At 74.3% G+C, this 15898-nt stretch carries 19 protein-coding genes, 1 tRNA gene and 1 pseudogene; 4 read left to right on the top strand and 17 right to left on the bottom strand.

The genetic code is table 11. From position 1 onward, the window contains the following. Nucleotides 1-2: 2 nt before the first annotated feature. From ACJ6WD_RS05465 to ACJ6WD_RS05450, 4 genes are all read right to left on the bottom strand, one after another. A complete protein-coding gene (locus ACJ6WD_RS05465) occupies nt 3-890 on the bottom strand; it encodes a LysR family transcriptional regulator (protein WP_407615220.1) in 888 nt (295 codons plus the stop codon). 237 nt (nt 891-1127) lie between these two features. Further along, a tRNA-Ser gene (locus tag ACJ6WD_RS05460) sits at nt 1128-1215 on the bottom strand. Between the two features lie 68 nt (nt 1216-1283). Next, nucleotides 1284-1784 (bottom strand): tRNA adenosine(34) deaminase TadA, encoded by a 501-nt coding sequence (gene tadA, locus ACJ6WD_RS05455; RefSeq protein WP_020930784.1) that lies wholly within the window; start codon nt 1782-1784, stop codon nt 1284-1286. A 67-nt stretch (nt 1785-1851) separates the two neighbouring features. Continuing rightward, entirely contained in the window at nt 1852-2376 is a 525-nt protein-coding gene (locus ACJ6WD_RS05450) for a hypothetical protein (RefSeq protein WP_407615219.1), read from the bottom strand. Between the two features lie 216 nt (nt 2377-2592). On the opposite strand from ACJ6WD_RS05450, the gene upp reads away from it, so the two are divergent. Further along, nucleotides 2593-3228 (top strand): uracil phosphoribosyltransferase, encoded by a 636-nt coding sequence (gene upp / locus ACJ6WD_RS05445; RefSeq protein ID WP_016572552.1) that lies wholly within the window; start codon nt 2593-2595, stop codon nt 3226-3228. Between the two features lie 73 nt (nt 3229-3301). On the opposite strand, the gene ACJ6WD_RS05440 is transcribed toward upp, so the two are convergent. The 9 genes from ACJ6WD_RS05440 to ACJ6WD_RS05400 form a co-directional block, all read right to left on the bottom strand. Beyond that, the gene (locus tag ACJ6WD_RS05440) at nt 3302-3943 is read right to left on the bottom strand and encodes a LytR C-terminal domain-containing protein (protein WP_376556643.1); all 642 of its coding nucleotides are present in this window, start codon (nt 3941-3943) and stop codon (nt 3302-3304) included. A 145-nt stretch (nt 3944-4088) separates the two neighbouring features. Further along, nucleotides 4089-4388, bottom strand: a complete 300-nt coding sequence (locus ACJ6WD_RS05435) for a type II toxin-antitoxin system VapB family antitoxin (RefSeq protein ID WP_016572550.1) — start codon at nt 4386-4388, stop codon at nt 4089-4091. Nucleotides 4389-4566: 178 nt separating this feature from the next. Then, nucleotides 4567-5217, bottom strand: coding sequence for a DUF4232 domain-containing protein (locus ACJ6WD_RS05430; protein ID WP_407615218.1), 651 nt, complete (start codon nt 5215-5217; stop codon nt 4567-4569). A gap of 45 nt (nt 5218-5262) precedes the next feature. Next, nucleotides 5263-5856 (bottom strand): hypothetical protein, encoded by a 594-nt coding sequence (locus tag ACJ6WD_RS05425; RefSeq protein ID WP_407615217.1) that lies wholly within the window; start codon nt 5854-5856, stop codon nt 5263-5265. Continuing rightward, the gene (locus ACJ6WD_RS05420) at nt 5853-6527 is read right to left on the bottom strand and encodes an RNA polymerase sigma factor (RefSeq protein WP_407615216.1); all 675 of its coding nucleotides are present in this window, start codon (nt 6525-6527) and stop codon (nt 5853-5855) included. The genes ACJ6WD_RS05425 and ACJ6WD_RS05420 overlap by 4 nt, the downstream gene beginning before the upstream one ends. A gap of 25 nt (nt 6528-6552) precedes the next feature. Beyond that, entirely contained in the window at nt 6553-7050 is a 498-nt protein-coding gene (locus tag ACJ6WD_RS05415; protein WP_233661503.1) for an LPXTG cell wall anchor domain-containing protein, read from the bottom strand. Between the two features lie 169 nt (nt 7051-7219). Continuing rightward, nucleotides 7220-8467 carry a GTP-binding protein gene (locus ACJ6WD_RS05410; protein WP_407615215.1) on the bottom strand — a complete coding sequence of 416 codons (1248 nt, stop codon included), beginning with the start codon at nt 8465-8467 and terminating at the stop codon, nt 7220-7222. 7 nt (nt 8468-8474) lie between these two features. Next, a complete protein-coding gene (gene rpmF, locus ACJ6WD_RS05405; RefSeq protein WP_016576166.1) occupies nt 8475-8645 on the bottom strand; it encodes a 50S ribosomal protein L32 in 171 nt (56 codons plus the stop codon). A gap of 217 nt (nt 8646-8862) precedes the next feature. After that, a complete protein-coding gene (locus ACJ6WD_RS05400) occupies nt 8863-9918 on the bottom strand; it encodes an NAD(P)-dependent alcohol dehydrogenase (RefSeq protein ID WP_038526159.1) in 1056 nt (351 codons plus the stop codon). A gap of 139 nt (nt 9919-10057) precedes the next feature. Here ACJ6WD_RS05400 and ACJ6WD_RS05395 point away from each other — a divergent pair, with 139 nt between their 5' ends. After that, the gene (locus tag ACJ6WD_RS05395; protein WP_331249012.1) at nt 10058-10915 is read left to right on the top strand and encodes a helix-turn-helix transcriptional regulator; all 858 of its coding nucleotides are present in this window, start codon (nt 10058-10060) and stop codon (nt 10913-10915) included. 66 nt (nt 10916-10981) lie between these two features. Here the strand turns inward: ACJ6WD_RS05395 and ACJ6WD_RS05390 are convergent, their stop codons facing one another. Further along, the gene (locus ACJ6WD_RS05390) at nt 10982-11176 is read right to left on the bottom strand and encodes a ferredoxin (protein ID WP_016572926.1); all 195 of its coding nucleotides are present in this window, start codon (nt 11174-11176) and stop codon (nt 10982-10984) included. A gap of 45 nt (nt 11177-11221) precedes the next feature. Further along, nucleotides 11222-12433, bottom strand: a complete 1212-nt coding sequence (locus ACJ6WD_RS05385) for a cytochrome P450 (protein WP_407615214.1) — start codon at nt 12431-12433, stop codon at nt 11222-11224. 243 nt (nt 12434-12676) lie between these two features. Between ACJ6WD_RS05385 and ACJ6WD_RS05380 the strand changes: the two genes are divergently transcribed. Then, on the top strand, nt 12677-13174 hold the full coding sequence (locus ACJ6WD_RS05380; RefSeq protein WP_267953508.1) for a MarR family winged helix-turn-helix transcriptional regulator: 498 nt from the start codon (nt 12677-12679) through the stop codon (nt 13172-13174). 81 nt (nt 13175-13255) lie between these two features. Here the strand turns inward: ACJ6WD_RS05380 and ACJ6WD_RS05375 are convergent, their stop codons facing one another. Both ACJ6WD_RS05375 and ACJ6WD_RS05370 read right to left on the bottom strand, forming a co-directional pair. After that, nucleotides 13256-14419, bottom strand: coding sequence for a flotillin family protein (locus ACJ6WD_RS05375; RefSeq protein ID WP_233661506.1), 1164 nt, complete (start codon nt 14417-14419; stop codon nt 13256-13258). An 11-nt stretch (nt 14420-14430) separates the two neighbouring features. Then, nucleotides 14431-14682: a hypothetical protein gene (locus tag ACJ6WD_RS05370; RefSeq protein ID WP_233661507.1), complete on the bottom strand. Its 252-nt coding sequence runs from the start codon at nt 14680-14682 to the stop codon at nt 14431-14433. A gap of 167 nt (nt 14683-14849) precedes the next feature. Between ACJ6WD_RS05370 and ACJ6WD_RS05365 the strand changes: the two are divergent. Then, nucleotides 14850-15722 (top strand): annotated as a pseudogene (locus tag ACJ6WD_RS05365) (PLP-dependent aminotransferase family protein); the annotation flags it as partial. Nucleotides 15723-15898 lie beyond the last annotated feature (176 nt).

Raw genomic sequence — 15898 nt, 5'->3', positions numbered from 1 at the left:
TCCTACCGTTGTGCCACGGGCTCGGACCAGGTCTCCTGGCGCAGGAGTTCGAGCAGGGCCGTCTCCGCCGGGCCCGCGACGGGCCGGACCACGGCGATCACGGGCTGGGACACCGCCGGGAACACCGGACGCACGAGGTGCTCGTGACCGCGGGGCACCGCGGAGGCCGGGACGAGCGTCGCCCCCATCCCGTGGGCCGCCCAGCGCACGGCCGTCGCCGTCTGGGACACGCGGGCGGCCGTGGTCGGGGTCGGCCCGTTGTCCCGCAGCACCTCCAGCAGCACGCCGTCGAGGGCGCTGTCACGGTCGAACCGCACCCACGGCTCACCCGCCAGCTCCCGCAGCTCGACCCGCTCCGCGGCGAGCTGCGGGTGCCCGGCGCCCAGCACCACCACGAACTCCTCGTCGCCGAGGTGGTGGGCGTTGGCGGGAGTCCGCTCGCACTTCGCCATCAGGGCGAGGTCCAGCATGCCCCGGCGGTACAGCCGATCCATCTCGGCGGAGCTCGGCTCCTCGAAGACGGTGACCTCCACCCGCGGGAAGCGGCGGCGCAGCGCGCCCAGCGCCCCCGGCAGCTGCCGCGTGCCGAAGCCCATCTGCACCGTGACCACCAGCTCGCCCACCAGCTCCTCGGCGCCGGCCCGCGCCGTCGCCCGCGCCCGCCGCGCCGCGCGCACCGCGGCCTCCGCGTCCCGCAGGAACGCGCGGCCGACCACGGTCGGCACCAGCCCCGTCGGCGTGCGGGCGAACAGCTCCACGCCGAGTTCCCGCTCCAGGCCGCGGATCTGCTGGGACACCGAGGGCTGGGCGACGCGCAGCCGCTCCGCCGCCGCGGTCACCGACCCCTCCTCGGCAACGGCCAGGGCGTACTCGAACTGACGAAGGCTCATCGGATCCCGTCCCCTCCCCGCGGGGACCGCGGCCCCGTCGTCCTCGCTGTCACAGCGGGCAACCCGGTTCCGCCGGCGGAGATTCCCGCCGCGAGCGGCAACTCCGCTGCCCCTCGAAGGAGATGGAGGGAGGACGGGCTGCCGCGGGGAGCCTCAACACCCCAGCACCGATCACCACGCGGCCCACACGCACAACACCCCCCTGAACTGCGTTTCCACAGTTCAGGGGGGTGTTACTGGCGGTAGCGGAGGGATTTGAACCCTCGGTGACTTGCGCCACACTCGCTTTCGAGGCGAGCTCCTTCGGCCGCTCGGACACGCTACCGAGAGAGAGCTTAGCCCAAGGGGCCCCGTGCGCCGAAATCGGATTGCGGTCAGTGGGGCGCGCGGCGGTCAGCGGTCGCGGAAGAAGGCGGTCAGGAGGGCCGCGCAGTCCGCTTCCAGGACACCGGTGACGACCTCGGGACGGTGGTTGAGCCGGCGGTCGCGGACCACGTCCCAGAGGGAGCCGACCGCGCCGGCCTTGGCGTCCCGGGCGCCGTAGACGACCCGGTCGACGCGGGAGAGCACGATCGCGCCGGCGCACATCGTGCACGGTTCGAGGGTGACGAGGAGCGTGCAGCCGGTCAGCCGCCACTGCCCGACGGTCCGGGCGGCGGCGCGCAGGGCGAGGACCTCCGCGTGTGCGGTGGGGTCGCCGGTGGCCTCGCGTTCGTTGTGGCCGGTGCCCAGGACCGTGCCGTCGGCGGACAGCACGACGGCGCCCACCGGGACGTCTCCGGTCCCGGGGGCGCGGGCGGCCTCCGCCAGCGCCCGGCGCATCGGCCCGGTCCAGGGGTCGCGCAGCGGGTCGGGCGTGGGGGAGGGGAGGGAGGCGGACGGAGGGACGGTCATGTCCCCAGTGTCGGGGACGGGGTGGTGCGGCCGGTGCCGGGCCCGGCGGTGCGAGGGCCCGGCGGGTTCAGCGGACGGCTTCCAGGAGGTCGGAGCAGCCCAGGGCCTCGGCGATCGACCCGAGGGCGTCGCCGCCGAGGGCCAACAGCTCCCGCTCGCCGACGCCCACGTCCTCCAGGAGCCGGGCGTCGCCGAGCGGGCCGCGGGCCACGGGTGCCTCGTCGGCGTCCCGGCCCTCTGGGTCCTCGTCCTCCGTTTCCGGTTCGCCGTCCTCGGTGCCGTCCAGGTCGAGCAGGTCGAGGTCGTCCGCGTCGTCGTCGCGGCCGAGCAGCTCGTCGGTCAGCATCGTGCCGTACGAGCTCCTGGCCGCCATCGCCGCGTTGGAGACGAAGACCCTCGGGTCGTCCTCGCCGTCGATCCGGACGACGCCGAACCAGGCGTCCTCCTGCTCGATGAGGACCACTACCGTGTCGTCGGCGGCTGCTTCTCGGGCCAGGTCGGTCAGATCGGTCAGCGTTTCCACATCGTCGAGCTCTGTGTCGCTCGCTTCCCACCCGTCTTCGGTGCGCGCGAGCAGTGCGGCGAAGTACACCGTGACTCTCCCACTCGTAGAGGCGTGCCGGGCCGGGCGGGGCGGCGCTGCACGCCGCTGCTTCCCGCCCCTTCGGAATCGTGGCAGAAACATCCCGTCCGCGCGGCGTCTTCGACGCTGCGTCGTGCGGACGTTGTGAGAGATGTCGCTCACGTGCCGGAGCGCGGGCGGCATATGACGGGCGCCGGGGCCTTGCGGCTCGGTTAGTGTCGAGGTATGCGGATCCACGTCGTCGACCACCCGCTGGTGGCGCACAAACTCACCACTCTGCGCGACAAGCGCACCGATTCCCCGACTTTCCGGCGGCTCGCCGACGAGCTGGTCACCCTGCTCGCCTACGAGGCCACCCGTGATGTGCGCACCGAGCAGGTCGACATCGAGACGCCGGTGACGGCGACCACCGGCGTGCGGCTGTCGCACCCCCGCCCCATGGTCGTGCCGATCCTGCGGGCCGGGCTGGGCATGCTGGACGGCATGGTCCGGCTGCTGCCCACCGCCGAGGTCGGCTTCATGGGCATGGTGCGCAACGAGGAGACCTACGAGGCGCACACCTACGCGACGCGGATGCCCGACGACCTGTCGGGGCGGCAGGTGTACGTCGTCGACCCGATGCTGGCCACCGGCGGCACGCTGGTCGCGGCGATCAAGGAGCTGATCAAGCGCGGGGCGGACGACGTCACCGCGATCTGCCTGCTCGCCGCGCCCGAGGGCGTCGAGGTCATGGAGCGCGAGCTGGCCGGCACGCCGGTGACGGTGGTCACGGCCGCCGTCGACGAGCAGCTCAACGCGGACCGCTACATCGTGCCGGGCCTGGGCGACGCGGGCGACCGCATGTACGGCACGGCGGGCTGAGCCCGTCCTTCGCGGCTGAGCCGCCGGTAGTCGCGGGGCCCCGCACCACTCGTGGTGCGGGGCCCCGCGGCGTTCAGCACTTCGCGGGGGCCGGTGCCTGGGCCGGGCGGGACAGCAGGGCCAGGGCCTTGGCGGACTGCTGCGGGGCGGTGAGCTCCTTGAAGGCGCCGCCGATGATCAGGTCGAGGTCGGCGCTCTTGCGGTCGTCGGTCTTCAGCTGGGCGCCGGCGAGCTGGGTGGCCAGCACCTTCAGCGCGCCGCCGGTGGCCGCCGCGGGGCCGAGCAGCATGCCGGTGCCGGCCACCTTCTTGTCGTAGGCGGCCGGGGCGTTGCCCACCTTGCCGATCTTGAAGCCGCGCTTTTGGAGTTCGTCGGCGGTGCGCTTGGCGAGACCGGAGCGCGGGGTGGCGTTGTAGACGTTGACGGTCAGGGACGCCGGGGCGGGCGGTTTGGCGGCCGACGGGGCGGCCTTGGCGGGACCGCCGGTGCCGTCCGGGCACGGTCTGGTGTCCTGCGCGGCCTGGGCCGTGTTGCCCCGGCCGCCGAAGACGTCGATGAGCTGCAGAGTTCCCCAGCCGACCAGCCCGAGGGCGCAGGCGCTGGCGACGATGCTGAGGATGATGCGGCGACGGTGGCGGGGGCGGCGCATCCGCGGGTACCTGTCGCCCGTGATGCGGTACTTACCGCCCATTCCCGGAGGCGTCAGCATGCTCATGGCCGCAGCGTAGTCCCGGGCGTGTGCCGTGCCTACTAGATGATCAGTGCGTTGTGTGAGGGAAACCCGAGTGGGCCAATTCGACTGGCGCCGCGGCGGGTTCCCGTGCTGACGCCCGAACGGCCCAGCGGGCGCCGTCCGACCGTCAGTTGTCGAGTTCGAGGACGCGGGCGTGCAGCACCTGGCGCTGCTGGAGGGCCGCGCGGACCGCGCGGTGCAGGCCGTCCTCCAGGTAGAGGTCGCCCTCCCACTTCACGACGTGGGCGAAGAGGTCGCCGTAGAACGTGGAGTCCTCGGCGAGCAGCGTTTCGAGGTCGAGCTGCTGCTTGGTGGTCACCAACTGGTCGAGGCGTACCGGGCGCGGGGCGACGTCCGCCCACTGGCGGGTGCTCTCCCGGCCGTGGTCGGGGTACGGCCGCCCATTTCCGATGCGCTTGAAGATCACACGGAAAGCCTACCGGGCCGGAGGCACCGGGCGCAGCCAGGAGGGGGCGGCGCAAAGGAGATCAATCACGGCAAAATTGGATCTTTGGTGGGTGATGAGCTGGCTGATACGGCACGAACGGGCTATCGCTCGCTCGTCCGCTCGCGACGGCCGGCAGCCGCCCCGGAACATGGCCGGATCACCACCGTCCCGGGGCCGGTGGGCCCGGCTGCCAGTAGGTGACCGCGGCGGTGCCCGGGTCCACCCGGATCGGGGCGCGACCGTCCACGCCGACCTGTGCGGGGGTGGTGCGGGCGGTCAGGGCGATGCCGAATTGGGACGCCTTTTCGGTCGTGCTGGCCGGGGCGCTGCGGCCGCCCGGTCCGCCGGGCGCGGCGGCGGTGAGCACTTCGGCGTAGGCGGTGCCGTCGGGCGGGAGGACGACCGGGGTGCGCGGTCTGCTGTACGGCAGGGGCGGGAGCGGGCCGGGGAGCCGGTCGCCGAAGTGCAGCAGGGGGTAGGGCTGCGCGGCGAAGGTGCAGGTGCGGTCCGCGACGTTGGTGACGGTCAGCAGCATGCGGCGGTCCCGATGCGGCTCCGCGCCGGCGTGGAACCGCAGCATGTCGGGCGTGCAGGCGTTCCGGTCGTGGGGGTGCGCTCCGGCCGTGGGCGTCGGGGCGGCGGCGGTGCGCGGGCCGGCGGCGTCCCGTTCGCCGCCGGCGTTCTGGCAGGCGGCGAGCGGGAGGGCGGCCGCGGCGGCCAGGACGGCGGCGACGAGGGTTCGGGCGCGGCGGGCGGCGCCGGGGCACCCGGACGGGGTCGGGGGCGAAGGTGCGGGCCGGAGGGGCATGGGCACGATTCTCGGGGAAGGGGGGCCGGGGCGGACAGGGACCGGTCAGCGAACGCCGGGCGACGCGGTGGCCGTGGCCGGGGGCGGGGACGGCGCGGACGGCGTGGACGTGGGGAGGCTGCTGGGTTCCGCACCACCGGTGGCACCGCCGGTGGCGCGGCCGGACGGCCGACTGGTCGGGACGGGCGGGGCGGTGCTGGGCGTCGGACGTCTGGAGGGGCTGGCCGGGGCGGTGCCGAGGGGGCCGCGGCCGGGTTCGGCGGAGTGGCCCGGCGCGGACGGGGACGGGACGGGGGTCGGGGTGGCGCCGCGCGGGGACGGCGTGGACGGGACCGGCGGGGCCGCCGGCTGTGGAGGGGCCGGGGCGCGGTCGGAGGTGGTGGCGAGGTGCGCGGCGAGGGCGACCACGGCGGCGGTCGCCGCGGCGGCCAGCGGCAGCGCCAGGCGGCGCGGCCGGAAGGCGGTGCGCAGGGCCGGCCAGGACGGGCGGCTGCGGCCCGGGCGCGGGCCGGGGGGCGCCGCCGGGCGCAGGTCGTGGACGTCGACGGCGTCGGCGCGGGCCGCGAGGGCGCGGCGCAGCCGGTCCTCGACGGGGCGTTCGCCCGTGGCGTCCCAGGGGGCGGTGTCGCGGGTGCTCAAGACCGTTCCTCCAGGATCTTCTCCAGGGCGTCCAGGGCGCGGCTGGCCAGGGACTTCACCGCGCCGCGGCTGATGCCGAGGGTCGTGGCGATCTGCGCTTCGGTGAGGTCGCCCCAGTAGCGCAGGACCAGCACCTCGCGGCGGCGGGCGGTGAGGGCACCGAGCGCGGCGAGGACCTCGCGGTGCTCCTCGTCGAGCACCACCCGTTCCTCGGCGGACGGCGCGTCGGCCTCGTGCGGCGGGGTGTACTCGCGGGCGGTGCGGCGCCGGCGCAGCACCGAGCGGGCGGCGTTGACCACCGCGGTCCGCAGGTAGGCGAGGGCGTTGTCGACCTCGCCGAGCTGTTCTCCGTGGCGCTTGTAGAGGGCGGCGAAGGCGTCCTGGACGACGTCCTCGGCGGTGGCGCGGTCGTCGACGAGGAGGACCGCCAGCCGGACCATCTTCAGCCGATGGGCGTGGTACAGCTCGGTGAGGGTGGGACGGTGCGGCTCCGGGGCGTCGTCCCAGGAGTGGGCCGACTGGCGTGCGGAAGCGGGGAGTTGGTGGACGGATGCGGAGTTGCGGGCCGGCGACGCGCGGCGGACGGCGCGCAGCAGGCGGCGCCAGGCGGCGCGCCGGAGCCCCGGCAGGGCGAATCCTGCCGGGGCCGGGTGCGGTGCGTAGTGGGCCATCGTTCCCTCGGGCGTACCCGGTCGGTCAGGCGCGGTTCCGGCGCACGACGTAGAGCGCGCCGCCGCCCACCGCGATCAGGGCGGCCGCGCCGGCGCCCAGGGCGAGGGTGGTGCCGGAGGAGGCACCGGTCTTGGCGAGCTGCCGGCCGTCACCGGTGTCCTTGCCGGGGGCCGGCCGGCTGCCGGGCTGGCTGGGGACCGGCGAGGGGGTGGCGGTGCCACCGGGCGGCACCGGGGACGGGGTGGCGCTGTGGCCCGGGGGGAAGGTGGGTTCGGCGCTCGGGGCGCTGCTGTGGCCGGGCGGCTGGGTGGGTTCGGCGCTCGGGCCGCTGCCGTGGCCGGGCGGCTGGGTGGGGACGGGCGACGGGCTGGCGCCGGCGGCCGGGCCCGAGGCGTGTGCGGAGGCGGGGGCGGCGTAGGCGGTGCCGGTCGTCGAGACGGCGGCGAGCGCCATGGCGGCCAGGAGGCCGGCACCGGCCGCACGGCGCGTGCGGGAGGGACGGGCGGTACGGGACGGGTTCACGGTCGGCTGCTCCAGTTCGTCGACGGTGGCGCCCGGGGGGCGCCCTCACCCGAGACGACGTGCGGCCGGGGGCGGGGTTGCCGCCCGCGCCGAAAAACTTTTCGCGGGCCGGCACCGCGTTCGCGACCGTATCCCGTGCCGGCCGGCCGGTGCGCCGGGGCGGCCCCGGCTAGCCCCTCGCCGCGGTGCCCACCGGCGCGTCCGCGTGGCCGTGGCCGTGGTCGTGCGCGCAGGCGTCGGTGGGGCCGTGCACCGCCCAGGCCGGGAACGGGTCGTCGGCCGCGGTGGGGACGGGCTCGTCGGGGGCGAGGAGGCAGGCGGTCAGGGCGGCGTGCAGGGGCGCCGGGCGCAGGTCGGTGCCGATGAAGACGAGTTCCTGGCCGGACGGGGCGAGCGGTTCGGCGGGGCCGGCGGAGTCGTCAGCGCTGTCGGTGTTGTCGGCGTGTGTCCCGGCCGGCTCGAAGCGGGCGACCGCGCCCGCCTGGGACCACAGGCCGGTGACGCCGGGCCGGGTGGCGAGCCGGAAGAAGCCCTTGGAGCGCAGGACGTCGCCGTAGGCGCCGCTGTCCATGCCGGTGGTGACGAACTGCCAGAGGCGGCCCGGGTGGAAGGGGCGCTCCGCCCGGAAGACGGTGCTGGAGATGCCGTACTCCTCGGTCTCGGGGACGTGGTCGCCGTTGAGTTCGCGCACCCAGCCGGGGGCCTGTTGGGCGCGTTCGAGGTCGAAGCGGCCGGTGTCCAGGACCTCGGCCAGCGGGACCCGGCCGTGCCGGGCGGGGACGATCCGGGCGGCCGGGTTGAGGCGGGCGAGGGTGGCCGCAAGGCGGTCCGCGGCGGCCGCCTCGACCAGGTCCGTCTTGTTGAGGACGAGGACGTCGGCGAACTCGATCTGGTCCATCAGCAGGTCGCTGACCGTGCGCTCGTCGTCCTCGTACGGGGCCAGGCCGCGCTCCTCCAGGGCGTCGCCGCCGGCGAGTTCGGGCAGGAAGGCGGCGGCGTCGACGACGGTGACCATGGTGTCCAGGCGCGCCAGGTCGCCCAGGGTGGCGCCGTCGTCGCGCGGGACGGCGAAGGTCGCGGCGACCGGCATCGGCTCGGAGATCCCGCTGGACTCGATCAGCAGGTGGTCGAAGCGGCCGGCCCTGGCCAGCCGGTCGACCTCCGTCAGCAGGTCGTCGCGCAGGGTGCAGCAGATGCATCCGTTGGTCATCTCGACCAGGCGTTCCTCGGTGCGGGAGAGCGCCGCGTCGCCGCCGCGGACCAGGGCGGCGTCGATGTTGACCTCGCTCATGTCGTTGACGATGACGGCGACCCGCAGGCCCTCCCGGTTGGCCAGGACGTGGTTGAGCAGCGTGGTCTTGCCCGCGCCGAGGAAGCCGGAGAGCACGGTGACGGGCAGGCGGGGGCGGGTCGGCACGGCGCGGTCAGCCCTTCGGGTCGATCAGGCCGCGCCGGTACGCCGCGACCAGGCGCTGCGGGACCTGGTAGACGGAGCCGTCGACGGTGACCGGCACCAGCTGCGGGGTGCTGGCCTTCCATTGGGCGCGGCGGTGGCGGGTGTTGCTGCGGGAGAGCTTGCGCTTGGGCACGGCCATGGTGGTGGGCCTTCCGTCGAGCGGGTGGGAGCCGGACGGGACGGAGGCTATATGGAAATGGGCACCGTTTTCAATTAGACTGCGGTGCAGTGCCTGGGGTCACGGCACGCACCACGCCCGGGGCAGCCAGTGGGGGCGGCCCCGGGCGCTCGCCCGCGCCGCGGCGCGGGGGTGACGGGTCGTCAGCGCGGCCGGCCGACGCGGCCGGCGCGGCGGCTCAGATCGTCGAGGTGTCGATCACGAAGCGGTAGCGGACGTCGCTGGCCAGCACCCGCTCGTACGCCTCGTTGATCCGGTCGGCGCTGATCACCTCGATCTCCGAGGTCAGGCCGTGCTCGGCGCAGAAGTCGAGCATCTCCTGGGTCTCCGCGATGCCGCCGATCAGCGAGCCGGCGATCGAGCGGCGGCCGCCGATCAGCGCGAACGGCGCGATGGGCAGCGGCTGCTCGGGGACGCCGAGCTGGACCAGGGTGCCGTTGGTGCGCAGCAGTCCGAGGTAGGCGCCCATGTCCAGGTTGGCCGAGACGGTGTTGACGATCAGGTCGAAGGTGCCGGCCAGCGCCTCGAAGGTGGCCGGGTCGCTGGTCGCGTAGTAGTGGTCGGCGCCGAGGCGCAGGCCGTCGTCCTTCTTGCGCAGCGACTGGCTCAGGACGGTGACCTCCGCGCCCATCGCGTGCGCGATCTTGACGCCCATGTGGCCGAGGCCGCCCAGGCCGACCACGGCGACCTTCTTGCCGGGGCCCGCCTGCCAGTGGGCGAGCGGGGAGTAGAGGGTGATGCCGGCGCACAGCAGCGGGGCCGCGGCGTCCAGCGGGAGCGCGTCGGGGATGCGCAGCGCGTAGTTCTCGTCGACGACGACGTGGGTGGCGTAGCCGCCGTAGGTGGCCTCGCCGTTCCGGTCGGTGTCGTTGTAGGTGTTGACGGTGCCGAGCTCGCCGGTGCAGTACTGCTCCAGACCGGCCCGGCAGTTGTCACAGGTGCGGCAGGAGTCGACGAAGCAGCCGACGCCTACCCGGTCGCCCACCTGGTAGCGGGTGACCTCGGAGCCGGTCGCGGAGACCACGCCGGCTATCTCGTGGCCGGGGACGATCGGGAAGTTGCCGCCGTCGCCCCACTCGGCGCGCACGGTGTGGATGTCGGAGTGGCAGATGCCGGCGAACTTGATGTCGATCAGGATGTCGTGGGCACCCAGTTCGCGGCGCGGGACGGTGGTCCGCTCCAGCGGTGCCTTCGGTGCGGGTGCGGCGTACGCGGCGACAGAGGTGTGGGTCATGCCACCGAGCATGCGTGGCCGCGACGGTGCCAACCAGTGCACTCTTGAACATATGCATGCTGTGCCTACTACTGACGGAACCCCCTTGGGCGGCGGGAAGCCCGCGGCCCCCGGTGGGCGGGCGGGGCGGCCGGTGCCCGTGGCCGTCGACCGGCGCACCGAGCTGAGTGACTTCCTGCGTTCGCGGCGGGCCCGGCTGCGGCCCGGGGACGTCGGGCTGCCCGAGCGCGGCACGCGGCGCCGGGTGCCGGGGCTGCGCCGCGAGGAGCTGGCGCAGCTGGCCGGGGTGAGTGTGGCGTACTACACGCGGCTGGAGCAGGGCCACGGCCAGAACGTCTCGGACGCCGTGCTGGCGGCGCTCGGCACCGCGCTGCGGCTGACCCCGGCCGAGCGCGATCACCTCCGGCTCCTGGTCCGCCCGGTCCCCCGCCGGGCCCGGCCGGTCGCCGGCCCGCAGCGGGTGGGGCCGGCGTGCCGGCAACTGCTGGACGCGTTGGAGCTGGTCCCCGCGTTCGTGGTGGGCCGGCGGCTGGACATCATCGGCTGGAACGGGCTCGGCCGCGCCGTGTTCGGCGACTTCCCGGCGCTGCCGCCCGAGCGGCGCAACCTCGCCTGGCAGGTCTTCCTGGACCCGGCCACCCGCGCGCTGTACGTGAACTGGGAGGACAAGGCGGAGGTGACGGTCTCGCTGCTGCGGCAGGAACTGGCGCGGATCCCGGACGACCCCGCGCTGACCGCGCGGATCACCGAACTGACCGTGCAGAGCGAGGAGTTCCGGCGCTTCTGGGCCCGGCACGACATCAAGGACAAGGGTTTCGGGACGAAGCAGCTGGACCACCCGGTGGTGGGCCCGCTGACCCTCACCTACGGGACGCTGCGCGTGGCGGCCGAACCGGGGCAGACGCTGGTGACCCACCACGCCGTGCCGGGTTCGTCGTCCGAGGCGGCGCTGCGGGCACTGGCGGCGCGCGCGACGGCGTGCGGGGCGGCGGGTTAGGGGCGCGCCCCGGGCCCGCGGGGGGATGCGGGGACCGGGGCGCGGGCGGGCGGGGCGGCCGGTGGCTCAGTCGGTCACCGTGATCGCGGCGGCAGGGCAGATGGTCGCCGCCTCACGGACCGCGTCGTGCAGCGCGGCGGGCGGCGCGGTGTCGAGGAGGACCACGATGCCGTCCTCCTCCCGCTGGTCGAAGACGTCGGGCGCGGCGAGGACGCAACTGCCGGCGCCGCAGCACTTGTCCTGGTCGACGTGGATGCGCATGGTGCTCCCAAGGGTGCGTGGTGGTCGGTGGTGGGGGCGCCCGGGCTACCAGGCGATCGGCAGCGAGTGGACCCCGTAGATCGCCATGTCGCCGCGGAACGGGATCTCCTCGTGGGGCACGGCCAGCCGCAGGTCCGGCAGGCGGCGCAGCAGCGTTTCGATGGCGATCTGGAGCTCCACCCTGGCCAACGGCTGTCCCAGGCACTGGTGGACGCCGAAGCCGAAGGCCACGTGGCGGCGGGCGTCGCGGGCCACGTCGAGGTCGTCGCCGCCGGGGAACACCTCGGCGTCCCGGTTGGCGGAGCTGATCATGCACAGGACGCCCTCGCCGGCGGCGATGGTGCGGCCGCCGATGACGACGTCCTCGGTGGCGATCCGGGGAACGCCGTTGTGGACGATCGTCAGGTAGCGCAGCAGCTCCTCGACGGCGCCCTTGACGAGCGCGGGTTCGGCGCGCAGCCGGGCGAGTTGGTCGGGATTGCGCAGCAGCACGAGGGTGGAGAGGGCGGTCATGTTGGCGGTCGTCTCGTGGCCGGCGACCAGCAACAGGCGTCCCATGGTGGCGATCTGGGTGTCGTCGAGCTCGCCGCGGGCGACCAGGCGGCTGATGATGGCGTCGTCCGGCCGCTCCCGCTTGGTCCGGGCGAGCCGGGCGAGGTACTCCAGCAACTCGTCCTGGGCGGCCCGGACTTCCTCGGGCGTGGACCGCAGGGTGAGCAGGACCCGGCTGCGCTCCTGGAAGAACGCGTGGTCCTCGTAGGGGACGCCGAGCAGCAGGCAGATCACCAGGGACGGCAGCGGCAGCGCGAACTCGGTGACCAGGTCGGCGGAGGTGCGTCCGGTGGTCATCCGGTCGACCAGGTCGTCGGCGAGGCGCTGCACCTCGGGGCGCATCGCCTCGACCTTCTTGACGATGAAGTCGGCGGTGAGCATCCGGCGCAGTCGGGCGTGCTCCGGGTCGTCCATGCGCAGGAAGGTCGGGTTGGTGCCGATGATCTCGCGGCCGCCGGCGGTCAGGAAGGGGAAGCCGGTGCGGTGGGCGTCGGCGCTGAAGCGCGGGTCGCCGAGGACCGCGCGGACGTCCTGATGGCGCGTCACCAGCCAGCAGGAGGAGCCGTCCCAGAGGGTGGCCCGGGTGACCGGTTCGGTGCGGGCCGCCTCGGTGACGTCGGGCGCGGGGTCGAAGGGACAGCCGGGGGCGCGGCTGGCCGGGACGGTGAGGGCGTCGGGGGGAGCGGTGCGTTCTGCGGTCGTCATGCGGCCGGTCCTTCCGCGTGAGCTAATTACCTAACTTAGGTAATTAAGATGTCGTCACGCTAACGCAGGCCCGGCGGGGGAGGGAAGGGCAGATCGCGGCAGCACCGAGGTTGGCTCAAACCGCATGGCCGCAGGGGCGGATGGACGACGGTCGGCGGGGCGGGGTGCGGACGGGTCGGGCGGTGGCCGGATCCCGGTACGGACCGCGCCGGATCCCCGGACCGGTCCGGCTACAGTTCCCCCATGTCGGACCCCGCGTCCCCCGAGGACTCCACCGCCGCACTGCAAAGAGTGCTGGCCACGCTGTCCTACCTGCTCACCCGCTCGCGGGCGCACGAGCGCCAGGCGAGCCAGGCGGGCGTCACGGCCGGCCGCTCCGACCTCCACCTGCTGATGGCGCTGGAGGACAGCGGCGGCGTCAGCCGGGTCGGCGACCTGGCGGTGCAGCTGATGGTCGAGCCGCCGCACGTCACCCGGCAGATCAGCCAGTTGGCGGCGCAGGACCTGGTCGAACGCACGCCGGACGAGTTGGACCGGCGGGCCCGGCGGGTCGCGATCACGCCGCACGGCAAGGCCGTCCTGGAGAGCTTCCGGGCCGCCCGACTGGCCGAATTGCGCCAGGCGTTGAGCGATTTCGACGATGCCGACCTGGACGTCACCAAGGCGGTCCTGCTCCGCCTCGTCGACTACGTCCGCGACAAGCACCTGGAGGAGCCGCGGGTGCGGGGGCGCGGGGCCTGAAGCGGCGCGGCGCCCCGGGGCGGGACCGCGCGGCGGCCCGCCCCGCAGCGAGGGCACCGGTGGCGGTGCCCCGACGGCTGACTACTCGATCTCGACGCGGCCGCTGTGCGCACCGCCGTTGCCGTTCGCGGAGCCGGACGCGCCGCCCGCGGTGTCGGACGAGGACTGGGTGCCGAGGTTGCGGCGCACCGAGTCCAGGATGGTCAGGCCCTGGCCGACCAGGCCGGCGGCGATCTCGCCGAGGCCGTCGGTGCCGTTGAGGACGTTGACGTTGGCGTTGGACAGGCCCGCGGACGCCTCCTTGACGATCTGCGGGAGCTGGTCGATCAGCATCCGGTCCAGGGCCACCCGGTCGTGCGAGGCGGCCGCCTCGGCCTGGATCTTCATCCGCTCGGCCTCGGCCGTGGCCAGCAGCTTGATGCGCTCGGCCTCCGCCTCGGCGGGCTTGACGACCTCGGCGACCAGTTCCTGCTGACGCAGCCGGGCGCGGCGTTCGGCCAGCTCGGTCTGGGCGGCCAACACCTCCTGCTGGGCGTGCGCCTGGGCGAGCGGGCCGGCCTGCGCGGCGCGGGCCTGCGCGCGGTCCACCTCGGCGGAGTACTCGGCCTGGACCACCGCGGTCTGCCGGTTGTACTCGGCCTGGTTGCGCACCGCCTCCTGCTGGGCCTCGACCGCTGCCTGGGTGGCCTGCGCCTGGGCGATCTGGGCCTGGCGCTGGATGGCCGCCTTGTGCGGGGCGGACATCGCCTCGATGTAGCCGGTGTCGCCGTCGTCGATCGACTGGATCTGCAACGAGTCGACGATCAGGCCGATCTTGGCCATTTCGGTCTTGGACGTCTCCAGGACCTCGGTGGCCAGCTTCTGCCGTTCGGTGACGATCTCCTCGACCGTCATCGAGCCGATGATGGAACGCAGGTGACCGGCGAAGACCCGGCCGGTCAGGATCGACATCTGGTCCTGGTCGGACAGGAAGCGCTGGCCGGCGTTGACGATGCTCTCGGTGTCGTTGCCGACCTTGAACGCGATCACGGCGCGCACCGTGAGGGCGATGCCCTGCCGGGTCACGCACTTCTCGGCGACCTCGGACTCGCACATCGCCAGGGTCAGGAAGCGGACCTTGCGGAACACCGGCAGCACGAACTTGCCGTGGCCGGTCACCACCCGGAAGGGCGCACCGCCCTGTCCCCGCCTGCCACCGGAGATCAGCATGGCTTGATCGGGGGAAGGAACGCGGTAACCGAACATCACTCGTCTCCTCAACCAGCGTCGCCGGTCGACCCGGCCGACGCGTCCAACGGATCAGACCACTCCATGACGTCGACCTGGCGATTGCCTCGGGAGTCGATCACGAGCACGGTCGCCCCTTTGGGCAGGGGCTCGGCGGACCACGCGAGGAAGGCTTCCGAGCCACCCCGGATCCGCACCAGAACCTCACCGGGTCCGGCAGTGCCGCGGGTGCCGATCAGCAGCACTCCGGCACAGCCGATCACCGCATCATCCTGGGCCATCGACCGCTGCCCTCCCCCGTTTCGTTCTTGGAATCCGACGATAGCGCTCCGGCCCGCGCCGGCCTATGGCGGGAGGGCGGCGAGTTGGTGCGCCGTTGAGGGGACGTGCCGGGGCCGAGCGGCGAAGGGCCGTCGGACCGGGGGCGGGGGACGGCAGCAGCGGGGCGCGGACGGCCCAGGCCCTCGCCCTGCTCACCCAGGTGCTGCGCCGCGACGGCCACCCCTCGATCGCCGTCGAGGACCCCGGTTCGCTCGGCGTCCGGCAGCACCTCCAGTACTGGGGCGCGGCCACCCCGCCGGTCCCGGTGGACGCCGACGGCCTGCGCGTCGACGCGCTTCGGGCGAGCGGCGCCCGGGCGGTGCTGCTCACCCCGGCCCACCAGTTCCCGACCGGCGTGGTGCTCGGCGGCGCCCGGCGCCGCGACCTGCTGCGCTGGGCCACCGAGTGCGAGGGGCTGGTCATCGAGGACGACTACGACGCCGAGCACCGCTACGACCGCCCGCCGGTCCCCGCGCTGCACTCCCTCCTGCCCGACCAGGTCTGCTACGTCGGCAGCGTCTCCAAACTGCCGGCCCCCGCACTGCGGGTGGGCTGGTTGCTCGCGCCGCCCCGCCACCGGGAGGCGCTGGTGGACGCCAAACGGTTCGCCGACCTCGGCAACGCGGCGCTGCCGCAGCTCGCGCTGGCCCACCTGATGGCGTCCGGTGAACTGGAGCGCCTGATCCGTCAGTTGAGGCGGCGCCACCGGGCCCGCCGGGACGCTGTGGTCGCCGCGGTCCGCAGCCACCTCCCGACCGCGACCGTCCACGGCGCCGCGGCCGGCCTCCACCTGACGATCACCTTCCCGCCCACCGCCCCGCCGGACACCGCGCTGGCCGCCGCCGCCCTCGCCCGCGGCGTCAAGGTCCACCCCCTCTCCTGGCACGGCCAACGCCCCTACGGACGCCCCGGCCTGGTGCTCGGCTACGCGGCCCGCACCCCCGGGGAACTGACGGAGGGCGTCGCGGTCCTGGGTGAGGTGGTCCGTGGCGGTGGCTAACAGGGGTGAGGGCCCGACGGGCGCGCCATGGGGCGGGGCCTCGGCGCCCTCGCCCTGCTCACGGCCGTCTTAGTCGAGCGTTAGTGGAGCGGCAGCCTGGCGGTAGTGGTGGCGGCCAGAGTGGTTGTCGTACCGAGGAGAGAACGACTTCGACTTCCCTGGGGGGACCCGAAATG

It is taken from the genome of Streptomyces sp. VTCC 41912 (genome assembly GCF_045799175.1).
Lineage (GTDB): Bacteria > Actinomycetota > Actinomycetes > Streptomycetales > Streptomycetaceae > Streptomyces > Streptomyces albulus_C.
Note: the sequence above shows the minus strand (reverse complement) of the source record. Positions and strands in the feature narration are given on the sequence as shown.

Excerpts from the sequence above, each read along its gene's own strand:
- ACJ6WD_RS05465 (WP_407615220.1), bottom strand. The coding sequence starts at position 890 with ATGAGCCTTCGTCAGTTCGAGTACGCCCTGGCCGTTGCCGAGGAGGGG.
- tadA (WP_020930784.1), bottom strand. The coding sequence starts at position 1,784 with ATGACCGTCCCTCCGTCCGCCTCCCTCCCCTCCCCCACGCCCGACCCG.
- upp (WP_016572552.1), top strand. The coding sequence starts at position 2,593 with ATGCGGATCCACGTCGTCGACCACCCGCTGGTGGCGCACAAACTCACC.
- ACJ6WD_RS05440 (WP_376556643.1), bottom strand. The coding sequence starts at position 3,943 with ATGAGCATGCTGACGCCTCCGGGAATGGGCGGTAAGTACCGCATCACG.
- ACJ6WD_RS05430 (WP_407615218.1), bottom strand. The coding sequence starts at position 5,217 with ATGCCCCTCCGGCCCGCACCTTCGCCCCCGACCCCGTCCGGGTGCCCC.
- ACJ6WD_RS05420 (WP_407615216.1), bottom strand. The coding sequence starts at position 6,527 with ATGGCCCACTACGCACCGCACCCGGCCCCGGCAGGATTCGCCCTGCCG.
- rpmF (WP_016576166.1), bottom strand. The coding sequence starts at position 8,645 with ATGGCCGTGCCCAAGCGCAAGCTCTCCCGCAGCAACACCCGCCACCGC.
- ACJ6WD_RS05400 (WP_038526159.1), bottom strand. The coding sequence starts at position 9,918 with ATGACCCACACCTCTGTCGCCGCGTACGCCGCACCCGCACCGAAGGCA.
- ACJ6WD_RS05390 (WP_016572926.1), bottom strand. The coding sequence starts at position 11,176 with ATGCGCATCCACGTCGACCAGGACAAGTGCTGCGGCGCCGGCAGTTGC.
- ACJ6WD_RS05385 (WP_407615214.1), bottom strand. The coding sequence starts at position 12,433 with ATGACGACCGCAGAACGCACCGCTCCCCCCGACGCCCTCACCGTCCCG.
- ACJ6WD_RS05380 (WP_267953508.1), top strand. The coding sequence starts at position 12,677 with ATGTCGGACCCCGCGTCCCCCGAGGACTCCACCGCCGCACTGCAAAGA.
- ACJ6WD_RS05375 (WP_233661506.1), bottom strand. The coding sequence starts at position 14,419 with ATGTTCGGTTACCGCGTTCCTTCCCCCGATCAAGCCATGCTGATCTCC.
- ACJ6WD_RS05370 (WP_233661507.1), bottom strand. The coding sequence starts at position 14,682 with ATGGCCCAGGATGATGCGGTGATCGGCTGTGCCGGAGTGCTGCTGATC.